The sequence below is a fragment of the Paenibacillus sp. FSL R7-277 genome (genome assembly GCF_000517965.1).
GTDB lineage: Bacteria > Bacillota > Bacilli > Paenibacillales > Paenibacillaceae > Paenibacillus_AQ > Paenibacillus_AQ silagei.
Genome location: NZ_ASPX01000121.1, coordinates 89,914 through 105,066 on the forward strand (window position 1 = coordinate 89,914; position 15,153 = coordinate 105,066).

The window sequence follows — 15,153 nt, forward strand, 5'->3', positions numbered from 1 at the left end:
TGCATTGAATAATCACTTGGTTTAGCTATTGCTGAAGTATATGTATGTTCAAGGGGTGCTCCTGCTGAATTTATAAATCCTGATAAACAATATTTATGAGTTCAATCTTTAAGGTCTGAATGGCTTCTTCCCGCGGCAGCATAATGAACCGGGATAAATATTCGATGTCCACCGAGAACAGGCTTAGGATATCCTCCATGGACGCTTTATCTCCGCTTTGTGCTTTTTTTACGGTCTCGATGAATGGATAAGATTTTCCTTCAGGACTTCCAGTCCCTTGCGTTTCCATTTGCTAACCCCCTGTTGAGTCATTTGCAGCTCGGCTGCTACTTCTTGTTCGGCCATTCCTTCTATGACTGTTCTTTTGATAATATACCTGCATTTTGCCCATGGTAGCATATCCAGAAGCTCATCGACGAACAGCTCAGAAACGACCATACTTTCAAAGCTGTTGTCGTAGCATTCATTATCGTAGAGCGGATTACTTTCCCGTATCAGCTGAATGCGAGTCTTGTACTGGATTCTCCATGCTGAGCGTTTTAATAATTTCCTGCAGGTTTCAACTAATTCGTCATCACAGGTAACCATGAATTTTCCTCCCCATGTTCAGTAGTACCTTCATTCCAGGTCCAGCGGAGCCTGTTCCCCCAGGCCTGACCTAACCAATCGCTGATCCTCTCATGTAACAAGTAAAATATTCCATAGATTCCACAACTGACAAAAACAAAAATTTACAAGAATACTATTTTTCTTGCGAAAGTTGTAATAATTATTTCTGGATTACCTAGTATTACGAGAATACAAGACAATAGATTGTCGAAATTCCCATTTAGGAGGCGATGGCGATGAGTGACTATGTAACACCTGAGATGATGAGCACCCTGATGACCGTGCTGATTATTCCGCTGCTGGGGCTGCTGGCGAGGTCTGTAATTGCTTATATCAAGCGGGAAATTGCCGGGCTTGAGCAGAGAATCGAGAATGAGGCAGTGAACAGCCTGCTTCAGCGGGCGGGGGATGCTGTTGAATCCGCCGTAATTGCCGTCAATCAGACGTTCGTGGAGACGCTCAAGCAACAAGGCAGTTTCGACACGGAGGCGATGAGGAAATCTTTTCTGCTGGCTAAAGAGAAGGCGATAGCGATCCTGGGAGAAACGGCACGGAAGGAGCTGAGTCTTGTGATCGGCGACCTCGAAGCATGGCTCGAGACGAAAATCGAAGTTTGTGTGAACCGGAATAAGCAGTTGTAAAAACCCATCCGGGTTTCCCTTTGATTAGTAAAGGAGGTCCAGGCTTCACCATGATCACTATGCTTATTACTAAAAAGTTAGGGGATGTATGATGAAACATTCAAAAAGGAAATGCAAGCTTGTGCAGCAAGGACGGTTGGGCCTAATCAGCAGATGGCTGTGTCTCTCGCTTCTAATTCTGATGCTGGCGCCAGGCGCTGTATTCGGGTCGGGGAAAATAGTCCACAACATTCTTCCGGGCCCTGAGGCGGACACTGTCTCCGCGGCAGTATACGAGGATGAGCCGCCAATACCACAGCTTCATCAGGCGGCAACGGTTAAGAATTCGGTCTATGGCTCTGTCTATCAATCGGTGTATGAGATAGACCCTACCCTGGGAGTAATACTGAACCACGGAGTCTATCAGATGAACCTGATGGCTGTAAGTAATGTCGAGGGGTCGATGAGCCCGGTGTCGCCGCTGCTGCAGCAGATCCGGTTGTCGCAGGCCTCGGGGGTGATTCCAGGGGGGCGCGGCTTCATGCTTCCGCAGGTGGTGGCTGTCAAGGATCCGGCGGGTAATCCGCTGCCAGGTATTCCCGTCACGTTCACCGTCTCGGAGGACAGTACAATTACTGCGGTCATGCGCGGGCTTAATAGTACTGGAATTACAGTTGTGTCGGATGCGAACGGATATGCATCTGCGGCTAACAACTACACAGGATATATAGGAGAAGGCTATCAGGTCTATTCGAAGGGAACCGGGGTCATTAAGACCATGGAGGTAAAAGCTACCGTTCCCGGTCTTCAGCCGGTTACCTTCAAGGTAGAGGTCGGTGCCGTAGGCTCTAACCTGATCGATACGACGCCGCCTTCCATCAAGGCAACGGCGGTAACGGATAACGGTGCTCCTTACATTGCCGGGACCTGGACCAGTCATTCCGTGACGGTACATTATACGGCAGAGGATACGTTGTCAGCGATCAAATCCCTGACCCCGGATCAGAAATTCACTGCTGAAGGAGCAGGCCAGACGGCAACGGGCAAGGCTGTTGACAGTGCGGCTACCAGTGATGAGGATAAGAACCATTATTCCATCGCAACCTTCGGTCCCATCCATATTGATAAAAGCGCTCCGGTTACAGAAGTAGCTGTAACAGGTGCCGAATCCGGCAGCTGGAGCCGGGGGAAGGTTGCGCTGCATTTTACCGCTGAAGATCCATATTCCGGTGTGGAAGCGATCTATTACAAGCTGGGCGGGAGCGATACCGTGAGAACTGCCGGCCCAAGCGCGGCGCTGGAGCTGGAACAGGAAGGAGCGACTACCGTCAGCTACTGGGCAGTGGACAGAACCGGGAATGCTGAAGCTCCCCGCACGGTAGTAGTGCAAATTGACAAGAGTGGTCCGCTTATCGCCAGTATTCTAAGTCCGGAAGCGAATGAGAAGGGCTGGAACAGCACGGATGTTACGGTCTCTCTTACCGCATCAGATGCCCACTCCGGAGTGAAGGAGATTCATTATAGACTCGGAGCGGACGGCGAAGAACAGATTGTGGCAGGCAGCACGGCTGCTTTTGACGTCCCGGTGGAGGGAATTATTCCTCTGGAGTTCTGGGCCGTAGACCATGCGGGCAATCTGACGGCTGCACAGAAGACTGAATTGAAGATTGACAAGACGATCCCGGTCATTACTGTTCCGGCGAATATTACAATGGAAGCGAAGGCGGTCCGTACCCCTGCCGATATTGGACAAGCCTCCGTTCAGGATATCTCGGTCCCGGATGTTCTCCTGACGAATGATGCACCTGCAGACTATCCGATCGGGACAACTACCGTGAAATGGACAGCGGTGGACCCGGTAGGACTCACCTCCTCACAGGTGCAGAGAATTACTGTAAAAGACACGACAAAGCCGGTACTAACCGTGCAGGGAGATATGGTTGTGGAAGCTACAGCGGTTAAGACGCCGCTTGTGGTCACTGGAGCGTCGGCTACGGATATTTTCCCGGTCATTGTGGTGAATGACGCGCCGAAGGAATTCCCCATTGGTCCGACTACCGTCACCTGGACAGCGACCGATGCCAACAGCAATGTGACTACAGCAACACAGAAGGTCACCGTAGTAGACAGAACTAAGCCGGTACTGGCGGTACCAGCCGACATTACGAAGGAAGCTGTAGGCCGAAGAACTGCGGTAGATCCGGGGAAGGCCACGGCCACAGATATTTTTAAGGTGAATATTACGAATAATGCCCCTGAGGATTACCCGGTGGGCATAACCAAGGTGAGCTGGACGGCCAAGGATGAGAATGGCAATATCTCTACAGCAGATCAGACGATACATGTTACGGATACCACCAAGCCTGTACTGACAATACCGAAGGATATTACCGTAGAAGCTACGGCTAGACGGACGAAGGTGAATATTGGACAAGCCGAAGCCAGCGATCTGTTCGATGTGCTTCTAACTAAGGATGCCCCGGCGGATTATCCGGTGGGCGTGACCAAGGTTACCTGGACCGCCACAGATGAGCATGGAAATGTCACCGAGAAAGTGCAGAAGATTACAGTTACAGATACAACGCCTCCACAGTTAACAGTGCCTGGAGACATTACCGCAGAGGCAACCGGCATTAAGACTCCAGTGGAGCTGGGGGAAGCGTCTGCCAAGGATATTTTCAGTGTTACTGTAACCAACAACGCCCCGGAACGCTTCATCTTCGGGACAACAGTCGTTACCTGGACGGCTACAGATGAGAACGGCAACACCACCAAGACAACACAGACGGTGAAGATCGTAGACACGACGAAGCCGCTGGTCACACTGCCAGGGGGTATAACGGCAGAAGCTACGGGAGCAAACACAAAGGTAGACATCGGCCAGCCGGTGGTTACAGAAATTTTTGCCGTGACAGTCAAGAATGATGCTCCGGCGGAATTCCCGCTTGGAACCACCAAAGTAACATGGACAATAACGGACGAGCATGGCAATGCAACTAAGGGAACGCAAGAGGTCAAGATCGTAGATACGACCAAACCAGTCATTACAGCGCCTGAGGATCTTACCGTAGAAGCCACGGCGGTCAGATCCAAGGTTGCTCTGGGCGAGCCGGTAGTCTTCGATCTGTTCGAGACCGGGATCATTAACGATGCTCCGGTTGATTTCCCGGTCGGCACCACACTGGTTACCTGGATGGCCAGTGATCCAAGCGGAAATGTAGCAATGGCGAAGCAGAAGGTGACGGTTGTGGATACGACTGCGCCTAAGCTGTCTATCCCGGCAGATGTTAAGGTTGAGGCTACGGGGATTAGAACTCCAGTAATGACTGGAGAGGCCACAGCCACGGATATTTTCCCGGTCACTGTAACCAGCAATGCTCCCGAGAATTATGCAGTAGGCATTACTGAGGTAATCTGGACGGCTAAGGATGCCAACGGTCTGGTAACCACCGGCAAGCAAAAGGTGACCGTAGTAGATACCACGCTGCCCATCCTGACGGTTCCGCAGGATATCAGTGTGGAGGCTACCGCTGTGAATACTCCGGTTCAAATCGGCAAGGCTACGGCTACGGATCTGTTCCCGGTCACAGTGGTCAGCAATGCTCCGGCCAGCTACCCGCTCGGCAAGACCATTGTCACCTGGAAGGCGACTGATGCGAACGGCAATTTCAGTACCGGAACGCAGACGATTACGGTAACAGATACCACTGCACCAGCCATCGCTGAAATTCCGGATTACATTGCCGAAGCCACGGGACAGACGATGCAGATTAAGCTGCCGGTGCCTGCGGTCACCGATATCTTCGGGATTGCCGCAGTGAGCAGCAATGCTCCGGCTTCCTATCCGCTTGGCGTGACTGAAGTCACCTGGACAGCGAAGGATGTGAACGGCAACGTATCCACGCGCAAGCAAAAGGTTACTATCTTGGACACCACGAAGCCTGTGCTTACTGTACCGGAAGATCTGATGGTAGAAGCGGCGGCGGTAGAGACTCCGGTGGAGATCGGTCAAGCGTCTGCCACGGATATTTTCAAGGTGACGGTGAAGAATAATGCCCCAGAAGCATATGCGCTGGGCGTAACAGAAGTGATCTGGACGGCAACCGATGCGAACGGCAACGTGACAACGAAGGTGCAGAAGATTAAGGTTGTGGACACCACGAAGCCGATAGTAACTGTGCCAGAGGATCTGACGGTAGAAGCAACAGCTGTTGAGACTCCAGTGGAGATCGGAGTGGCAAGGGCTACAGATATTTTCAAGGTAACAGAGAAGAATAATGCCCCGGAAGCTTATGCGCTGGGCGTAACAGAAGTGATCTGGACGGCAACTGATGCGAACGGCAACGTGACTACGAAGGTGCAGAAGATTAAGGTTGTGGACACCACGAAGCCAATAGTAACTGTGCCAGAGGATCTGACGGTAGAAGCGACAGCTGTAGAGACTCCAGTGGAGATTGGCGTGGCCACGGCTACGGATATCTTCAAGGTGACGGTGAAGAACAATGCCCCGGAAGCTTATCCGCTTGGGGTAACAGAAGTGATCTGGACGGCTACCGATGCGAACGGCAACGTGACTACGAAGGTGCAGAAGATTAAGGTCGTGGATACGACGAAGCCGGCGCTTACTGTACCGGAAGGTCTGACAGTAGAAGCAACAGCGGTAGAGACTCCGGTGGAGATCGGCGTGGCAGCGGCCTCGGATATTTTCAAGGTGACGGTGAAGAATAATGCCCCGGAAGCGTACCCGTTGGGCGTAACAGAAGTGGTCTGGACGGCAACCGATGCGAACGGCAACGTGACTACGAAGGTGCAGAAGATTAAGGTCGTGGATACGACGAAGCCGACACTAACTGTACCGGAAGATCTGACGGTAGAAGCAACAGCTGTAGAGACTCCGGTGCAGATCGGTCAAGCAGCGGCCACGGATATTTTCAAGGTGACGGTAACATCGGATGCTCGGGATGCTTATCCGCTGGGAACAACGACAGTTACCTGGAAGGCCAAAGATATCAATGGTAACGAGGTTACCGGGGTACAGCGGATTACCGTAGTGGATACGACACAGCCCTTGCTGAAATTCGAAGGACCGCTGCAGCTGACCAAGGAAGCAACGGCTCTGGAAACCCCGGTAGAACTGGAAGTGCCAGCGGCGCTGGATTTCTTCCCGGTCACTCTAACCACAGATGCTCCGGGAGAGCATGGCGCGATCACTTCTGAGAAGACCCTAACTGCAAATTTCCCTATCGGTACTACGATTGTAAAATGGACAGCTATAGATAGCAGCGGAAATTCCGCAGTGGGCATCGTGAAGGTGACGATTGTCGATACGGCCAAACCTGCTCTTAAGCTTCCGGCTGATATTACTCTAGAAGCATCAGCCCTAAAGACGCCGGTGGAGATCGGCGTGGCAACAGGGATAGATATTTTCAAAGTCACAATAACCAGTAATGCGCCTGAGAGCTATGCGCTAGGAACCACTGAGGTGACTTGGACGGCTACAGATGCGAATGGTAATGTCAGCACTGGCGTGCAGAAGATTACGGTGGTGGATACCACGAAGCCGGTGTTGAAGCTTCCGGCTGACAAGACGGTGGAAGCAACGGCGCTGAAAACCCCGGTGGAGATCGGCGTGGCCACAGGGACAGATATTTTCAAAGTCACAATAACCAGTAATGCGCCTGAGAGCTATGCGCTAGGAACCACTGAGGTGACTTGGACCGCTACGGATGCGAACGGCAATGTCAGCACTGGCGTGCAGAAGATTACGGTGGTGGATACCACGAAGCCGGTGTTGAAGCTTCCGGCTGACAAGACGGTGGAAGCAACGGCGCTGAAAACTCCGGTGGAGATCGGCGTGGCCACAGGGACAGATATTTTCAAAGTCACAATAACCAGTAATGCGCCTGAGAGCTATGCGCTAGGAACCACTGAGGTGACTTGGATGGCTACAGATGCGAACGGCAATGTCAGCACAGGCGTGCAGAAGATTACGGTGGTGGATACCACGAAGCCGGTGTTGAAGCTTCCGGCTGACAAGACGGTGGAAGCAACGGCGCTGAAAACTCCGGTAGAGATCGGCGTGGCCACGGGGACGGATATTTTCAAAGTAACAATAACCAGCAACGTCCCTGAGAGCTATGCGCTAGGAACCACTGAGGTCACTTGGACCGCTACGGATGCGAACGGCAATGTCAGCACTGGCGTGCAGAAGATTACGGTGGTGGATACCACGAAGCCGGTGTTGAAGCTTCCGGCTGACAAGACGGTGGAAGCAACGGCGCTGAAAACTCCGGTGGAGATCGGCGTAGCAACGGGGACAGATATTTTCAAAGTCATAATAACCAGTAATGCGCCTGAGAGCTATGGGCTGGGAACCACAGATGTCACTTGGACCGCTACGGATGCGAACGGCAATGTCAGCACTGGTGTGCAGAAGATTACGGTGGTGGATACGACGAAGCCGGTGTTGAAGCTTCCGGCTGACAAGACGGTAGAAGCATCAGCCCTGAAAACTCCGGTGGAGATCGGCGTAGCAACAGGGACAGATATTTTCAAAGTCACAATAACCAGCAATGCGCCTGAGAACTACGCGCTGGGAACCACTGAGGTGACTTGGACGGCTACAGATGCGAATGGCAATGTCAGCACAGGCGTGCAGAAGATTACGGTGGTGGATACGACGAAGCCTGTGCTGAAAGCTCCGGCAGATGTTGCTGCTCCGGCAACCGGAACCAAGACGCTTGTGAACCTGGGCCAAGCGACAGCGAGCGACATCTTCGGAGTTGTGCTGAAGAATGATGCTCCGGCTGACGGCTTCCCGTTAGGAATAACAGTGGTCACCTGGACGGCCACGGATGTTAACGGTAATGTATCGACGGCGGTGCAGAATGTAACCGTTACTCAGACGTTCAAGGTTCAATCGTATAATGCGAGCAGAAGCAGCGTGACGAATACGATTTTTCCGCGAATATCCTTTGAGAATACCAGTAAGTCTACCTTGCAGCTCTCCAGCATCAAGCTCAGATATTACTACACCGTCGATGGAGAGAGATTCCAGAGCTTCTATACGGATTATGCCAGAGTATCAGGCTCGAATACCAGGGTGATTCAGTCCTATGTTACGGGAAGCTTCCAGAAGACAGCAGGCAAAACCGGCAGTGATTATTATCTGGAAATCGGCTTCACCAATGGTGCCGGAAGTCTGAAGCCGGGAGAAACTGTAGAAATTCAGTGCAGATTCTGGAAATCGGATTTCTCAAATTATTATCAGACCAATGATTATTCCTTCAATGGACAGGCAACGGGCTTTACAGATACCAGCAAAATTACGGCCTACTCCTCCGGCAATCTGATTGCAGGGATGGAACCGTAAGCGGCTAAGTAAGCATTGCACGGCTTCCAGGCTGTTGCCGGATCAGTGGCTGCAGCTTGGAGCTATTCATTAACGGGAGATCAACCAGCTCCATTAGCGGGGGTACGATATGCCAGACGACATGAATGAAATCCTTCAACGGTTGACCCGGGTAGAGACCAAGCTTGACATCATGAACAGTGCAAGGGATATTGCGCTTGAGGCCATGCAGAGCAGCAAATCGGCGCATTTACGGATGGATGAGATGCGGGATGAGCTGTCCAGATTGAAGCTCAGGCAAGGGGAGAATCAGCGCTGGCTGGTGGGCACGATCATTAGCAGCGTGGGGATGTGTATTGCCGCAGCGGGACTTTTGATGAAAATATTAATCGGGTAGCAGACAGGAAGAAGGAGATGGGGGAATGGCCAAAGGCTTTGATTGCGCAGCACCGCTAACACGTACACTGGCAAAGAAATTCAAGGAGGATGGTTACGAATTCGTATGCCGTTACCTCGTGCCCTCCGGCTGGAAAAGGTTAACCCAGGCGGAGGCGGTTGCCATCAGCGCTGCGGGGCTGCAAATTGTCTCTGTGTATGAAACGACCGCCAGCCGTGCGCTGGGAGGCCGTGCAGCCGGTCTGACAGACGGGGCGATTGCCGCACAGACGGCCCTTGCGGTTGGACAACCTGCCGGGAGCCGGATCTACTTCGCCGTTGATTTCGATGCCTCTGCAAAACAGATGGATACGGTGATAGAGTATATTACGGCAGCAGGAGAAGCCGCCCGGAATTACCAGTCGGGTGTCTACGGGAGCGTGACCGTTATTGAAGCTGCAATGGCCGCTAAGGCCTGCACCGGCTTTTGGCAGACGTATGCCTGGAGTAAAGGCCGAAAAGCGGAGGGTATCCACATTTATCAATACGACAACGGCCCCAAGGGATTGGGTCAGCCGGTTCACGGGGTGAATGTGGACCTCAATCAGTCGAGTGGAGAGGCGGGCTGGTGGAGCATACAATCTGCTGCGGTTCCTGCACCAGGCAATGTAAACGGGGAGGGAAAAGACTATATGATGAAGAAAGAGGATGCGGGCAAGATCATTGCTTTTCTTCAAGCGGCGTATATGGCTGCAGGTAATGCAGAGTCTGGAAAAGAATTTCACCGTTTGGCGAATGAGCTGCGCAAAGCCTCGGGCCAAGCGGCAGACCCGAATAACCGTTAATCCGCAAGAAGGATTACAGGCTGCCTTAGGGCGGCCTTTTTGACATGAGAATATACATAATTAATTGAATAAATGGATTTATTTATAACTCCGGCTGTAAAAATCGCTATGGATTTTACTTTATCTATAGGAACGATTTTTTACAGAGGGGGGACTCCATTGCAGACCCAAGCAACCGTAAGTAAGGAGAAAGATAAAGCATCCGGCGGCCATAAACCATACAGCAATCCGCAGGTATTCATTCATCCGGCAGCCGCGAAACAACCGGACCCGGTAGAGATTATCCGGCGTGTCCGCCAGAATCCGGCTTCCTTAAGCCGTGAAGACAAGCTGGCGCTCCAGCGCACACTCGGCAACCGGGCCGTGGTTCAATTGTTATCGAGTCTGAAGGAGGATGGGAAGAAGAAAGAGCAGGCAGATCATGGAACCCAGGCGGCTGGACCAAGTAAGAGCGCGGCCGCAGAAGCCCAGATGGAAGAGCATACGGATTCACCGGAACCGGTGCAAGCAGAAGCAGAGCAAGCCAGCGCTCCGGCTGAAGCCAAGATGCAGAGCAAGGAGGAGCCCGAGGGGCAGGCAGCAAGCGCTGCTGCATCTGTTACACAAACTAAGCCTGTCGGAGGGGGCAGTTCTTCCGGCCCAGGGACTGTCAAGAAGACGGCAGCATCCGGACCTTCAAAGGGGAGAGTGGAGGCCGCTGTAGCGGCGGAACCAGATTCCGCTGCTCCGGCTGCAGAAGAGGCCCGGGAAGAGCCGTCTGCGGGACCGGTACATGCCGGGAAGGCGGAGGAGCCCGCAGCAGCTCAGGGAGGGGATGCGCCGGAGCCAGCCAAGAAGTCCGCCGCCTCCAAAGGCGCTGATGCACCGAAGAAAGCAGCGAAGGAGCCATCGCTCGGAGCAGCACTAGGTGCCTTGGCGGGAGATGGGAAGGAGAAGCCGGCGGAGGGCAAGGCGGTGAAGATCAGCGGTGAAGATCCTGGGCAGATTCTGGATCAGCTGACACAGGTTCAGCCTACAGAGCTGGGGGATGCCTATGCCCAGGCGGTGAATGTATCCTCCGGTGCCTTCACGAAGCAGGCGCAGAAGACCAAACAAGGGCTGCCTGCTGTTCCTGTACCGACCGGCTTGAAAGGGAAGGTCTTGCAGGCCCGGAAGAAACCGGCAGCACTGAAGCACACTGTGAAGGAAGGCTTCAAAAGCGAGCGTACCGGCGGGGCTGTTAGTGCAGGCAAGCTGGATAAAATGAACATTAGTTCATCCGGTTCCGGGGGCAATCCGGAGGCGATGCTCAGCGAAATCCGATCCGCAGCCGCCCAGCCGCCGGGAATCAGTATGACCGGGGAGGCAGATCCCTCCCAGATGGAGGGTTTTCATCATGAGGCCTCCCAGCAGGTGAGCGCAGCCAAGCAGGCGGAGATGGGCCAGATCAAGCAGCCGTTCGGGGAGAATGAGATCTATCCCGAGCCGGATGGCACCGTGGTGAAGGCTGCTGCAGGGCTGAAAGGCGGGCAGGCACCTGGGGCCAAAAAACTGCCCGCACTGGCACTGCCTGCAGAAATGACAGCAGGACTGAACCGCAGCTTGGCTCCAGAGATGAAGAAGCAGCTCGGCGCCAAGCAGGCGGAATATAAGAAGGAACAAGCGAAATTTGACAGTAAAGTGCTGGGCTCCAAAGCCGACAGCCAGGCGCAAATCCGGCAGGCCGAGACCGAGGCGAAGAACAAGCAGATCAGCCAGCAGGCTGGAGCCAAAGCAGAAGTCACCCAATTGCAGGGCGAGTGGAAAAAGGAGCTGGATGCTGCCGAGACGGACTATACCAAGCAGGCCGGATCAGCCGCCCAGCAGAAGAAGCAGGAGATCAACAGCGTCCGCACCGACAAAGAGCGGGAAGCCCAGAAGAAGCAGTCCGAAGCGGAACGGGAAGCGACGCAGGCCTACAGTAAAGCGAAGAAGGAAGCAGACGGCAAGCATGAACAGGAGAAGGCCAAGGAAGAGAAGAAGGGCGGCTTCCTCGGCTGGGTGAAGGATAAGCTGGAAGCTGTGGTCGAAGTCGTTAAGAAAGCAGTTAACTTCATTTTTGAGGGTCTCCGCAAAGCGGTTAAGTTTATTTTTGACAAAGCAAAGCAGGCTGTACTGGGTATCATTGAACTGGGCCGCAAGCTGATTACAACCCTGATCAAGGGCCTGGGTGTGCTGCTTAAAAAGCTGGTCTCCGTTGTATTTGCCAAGTTCCCCGGCATTGCAGCCAAGCTATGCAGCAAGATTGACGGAGTTGTCAATAAAGCCATTAAAGCGGTCAACCAGCTGGCCCAGAAGCTCAAGACCAAGGTCACTCAGGTGATGGACTTCCTGGCCGCTAAAGTGGATCAGGCGCTGGCAGCAGTGCAGAACTTCTATTCCAAGCTAATCTCAACACTCGGCAATCTGCTGATTGCGACTTTCCTGGATGTGCTCGTCCGTATAGGGGCGCTCGGGAAGGCTGCGAAGCGTTCATTCAGCCATCTGGAAGGGAAGATGTGGGAGTATCTGCTCGGAGTAGATATCTCGAAGCCTATGGGGGCAGGAGCCGCAGAAGGCGGAGCTGCAGAGCAGACAGAGGGTGCAGGACCGGCAGCGGATGAGAAGCTGTCCGCCGAAGATATTGAGATGGAATCGGTGGAGCAGGGTGAAATGGACCCTGCACTGGTGCAGGAGGCGAACCTGAAGGATGGAGAAACGAAGGAGATATCCGGCAGCCGCGACCCGGCTACAATGGACAGCATTATGGCGGAATTCGACACCGGAGCAGCCAATCAGAGCCTTGGCGGCAAAATCGCAGACGGTGCGAAGCTGCGCGCAGGCAATGCGAAAATGTTGTTTGACCAAATTAAATCATTTGTAATAAAATGGATGAAGGCCCATGGATTACAGCTGCTTGCGGGTATAGCGGGAGCATTGGTTGCTGTTGGCGCAGCTTTTGTCATCAGTGGCGGTGCCATTACTGTTCTTATTCCCCCTATTATTAATATTATCACTGTTGCGATGCAGGCTCAGGCAATTGTTTCTATTGCGCAAGCCTTAGCGCAAGCCGCCGGCTACATCGGCACCTACCTGAGCCAGGGCTGGCAGAAAATGATCGAACCTGCCGCGATTGCGCTCGCTACTGCACTGGCGATGGGACTGGTTGAGCTGGCGATGGCGGGTGGCTTCAAAGCTGTCGGAGCCAACCTCAAGAAAGCCGGACAAACTGTCAAGAAGGGCGTCGGAGCGGCAGCCAGCGGGGTGAAGAACGTTGTAGGCGCAGGAGCCAAAGGCATCAAGAGCCTGCTGAAATCCGGAGCCAAGCTGGCCTCCAGGAGCGGCAGCATGATCATACGTAATGGTAAAATCGTGATCAAGAGCCTGCAAAAGGGGCTCATGAAGGGGGCCAAAAATCTCCGGGGCCTGCTGGACCGGATTCTGCAAAAGTTCAAGTTCAAGAAGTTTAAGCTGGTGCGCAAGGGCAAGCATATTCGTCTGTATGGCGAGGTTAATCCTTGGGTGCTGTTGGCTGATGGGACGATATTAGAAGTAGATGAAAAGCAATTAAAAGAGCTTAAACGTAGTCGAAAGAAACCAATTACCCTTACTAAATATGAGAGTACTAAACTTAAAAAATTTGATGCTAAAGATCTGGAGGAAATTGCTCAGTTTGCGGATGGAAACAAAGCCCGGCTAAAAAGAGCTGTTCGTAAAAAGAGCAAACTAGCAAACAAACTTGATACTGTTGGAGAAATTAGCGATAAATTTGACCTTAGGGTTGCAAAAGAATACGAAAGAAAAATTGCCTATAAAGATTTCAATCATGACAAGGGAGACTTTGGCGAAGAGGTTGCGAGGATTGTTGCCAAAGAAAATAACCTAGGTAAGGATATTTCATCAATGTTTCAAAAAGGTAGGAACGGAATTGATGGAACATTTTTATCCCAAGGTCCACCACCAAAATTGACAATGATTGAATCTAAAGCATCAGAAATGGGAAGCTTTTCATATTCTAAAGCTCAACTATCAGGCGGCAAAGAGTATTTTGAGCAGATGCTACATGGGGGCACCAGGTATGATGGTTTTCTTGAGAAATTTGAGCAATTAATTGAAGAAAATCCTGAATTGAAATTTGAGTTTATTAGAGTTGAAACAGATATTAAGAGAACCTCAATGGGTTTTGGTGTAGATGAATTGAAAATAAAAGTTTGGAACAAACAGTAGGGGAGGAAATCATGTTTAATCAAAAAAAGGCAGAGTTGGCGTATAAGAAATATGTTAAAAATTTTGAAGATAGGGATATTTATGAAAAAAGTATAGTTAAATACAATGGATTGAAAGATGGAATTGAACAAATCATTAAAACTAATGAAAGAGAGAAAGATCATATTCTACTAGTTAGGATTGGTTCGATTTTTGCGCATTACCATTTATTGTGGAAGAAGGATATATTAATCGATGGAAGTCATTCAATAGATAGTTTAAAGCAACTACAAATTGCTTTATTTTATCAGTGTCTGTCGCGAGATATATATAAAATTCGTTATCCAAATATGATGGTAACTTACAGTTTTAAGGATATCATTTCATGCTTAATACACTTTACAATGTTCGGTTGGGAACAAGAGGAGCATATCTTGTTTAACTTTATAGCAGAACATATAGGAGATAGCTCCATTTCAGCTAATAATTTAAACAGGCACACCTGGTTTCTATTAGAGCTTTATTTGCTGTATAGAAATCAATTGATTATGGATACCAATGAAGATGTGTTTATAGCTGTAGAAGAAGAACTTATAGAACGGGAGGCCCCACACGATCTGATACCGGATGATCTGGGAATTTACGATGAAGTACTGAAAAGCTGGTCAACTCCCGTAGAAGAAGAAATAACTGCTTTGATAGGACAAATGATCAATTATCATTCCGAGCTGGCCTCCGAACTGGGGAAAACTATCGAATTTGGTGACTACCGGTATGGATTCTATCCCTATGAAATCTTGTTTCTGCTGCATGTTAGGAAGAAGAAGGGGCTACCGGTTCCACAGCATTTTGAAGAGCTGCTGATGAATACACCTGAGGCGCAAATGGTGTTTCAGGAGCCAGAGCCATATCCGGAGAAAGATCCTCTGCTTGTGCAAATTGATAGCTTCTATCGTAAAAATTATCCGGATTATTTCTTGAATCAATATGGGGAAGAGCTGTTTCAATAATGCATAACGGAGGATAAGCAGATGTTGGATAAAGGAATACTGGAAGTCCTATTTCCGGGCCAGGAGGATGCAAGAGCGATTCTGGAAGGGGAGGATCGTACAAGCCATTATGAAAGAGTATTAAAATATGGCTTTTTGGG

The 15,153-nt window shown here is 51.2% G+C and carries 8 protein-coding genes; 6 read left to right on the forward strand and 2 right to left on the reverse strand.

Annotation, left to right across the window (positions count from 1 at the left end):
* Nucleotides 1-70 precede the first annotated feature (70 nt).
* Together C173_RS35275 and C173_RS32000 are read right to left on the reverse strand one after the other, a co-directional pair.
* Entirely contained in the window at nt 71-199 is a 129-nt protein-coding gene (locus tag C173_RS35275; protein WP_235192101.1) for a hypothetical protein, read from the reverse strand.
* A gap of 29 nt (nt 200-228) precedes the next feature.
* The gene (locus tag C173_RS32000) at nt 229-588 is read right to left on the reverse strand and encodes a sigma-70 family RNA polymerase sigma factor (RefSeq protein WP_036733261.1); all 360 of its coding nucleotides are present in this window, start codon (nt 586-588) and stop codon (nt 229-231) included.
* A gap of 257 nt (nt 589-845) precedes the next feature.
* Here C173_RS32000 and C173_RS32005 point away from each other — a divergent pair, with 257 nt between their 5' ends.
* The 6 genes from C173_RS32005 to C173_RS32035 all read left to right on the forward strand — a co-directional run bounded on the left by C173_RS32005 (nt 846) and on the right by C173_RS32035 (nt 15,013).
* The gene (locus C173_RS32005) at nt 846-1,250 is read left to right on the forward strand and encodes a hypothetical protein (RefSeq protein WP_036733264.1); all 405 of its coding nucleotides are present in this window, start codon (nt 846-848) and stop codon (nt 1,248-1,250) included.
* Between the two features lie 91 nt (nt 1,251-1,341).
* The gene (locus C173_RS32010; protein WP_036733267.1) at nt 1,342-8,601 is read left to right on the forward strand and encodes an HYR domain-containing protein; all 7,260 of its coding nucleotides are present in this window, start codon (nt 1,342-1,344) and stop codon (nt 8,599-8,601) included.
* A gap of 109 nt (nt 8,602-8,710) precedes the next feature.
* Nucleotides 8,711-8,977: a hypothetical protein gene (locus tag C173_RS32015; RefSeq protein WP_036700963.1), complete on the forward strand. Its 267-nt coding sequence runs from the start codon at nt 8,711-8,713 to the stop codon at nt 8,975-8,977.
* 25 nt (nt 8,978-9,002) lie between these two features.
* Nucleotides 9,003-9,800 carry a DUF1906 domain-containing protein gene (locus tag C173_RS32020; protein WP_036733271.1) on the forward strand — a complete coding sequence of 266 codons (798 nt, stop codon included), beginning with the start codon at nt 9,003-9,005 and terminating at the stop codon, nt 9,798-9,800.
* A 159-nt stretch (nt 9,801-9,959) separates the two neighbouring features.
* Nucleotides 9,960-14,024 (forward strand): hypothetical protein, encoded by a 4,065-nt coding sequence (locus C173_RS35280; protein ID WP_063830971.1) that lies wholly within the window; start codon nt 9,960-9,962, stop codon nt 14,022-14,024.
* 11 nt (nt 14,025-14,035) lie between these two features.
* The gene (locus C173_RS32035; protein ID WP_036733274.1) at nt 14,036-15,013 is read left to right on the forward strand and encodes a hypothetical protein; all 978 of its coding nucleotides are present in this window, start codon (nt 14,036-14,038) and stop codon (nt 15,011-15,013) included.
* Nucleotides 15,014-15,153: the final 140 nt, after the last annotated feature.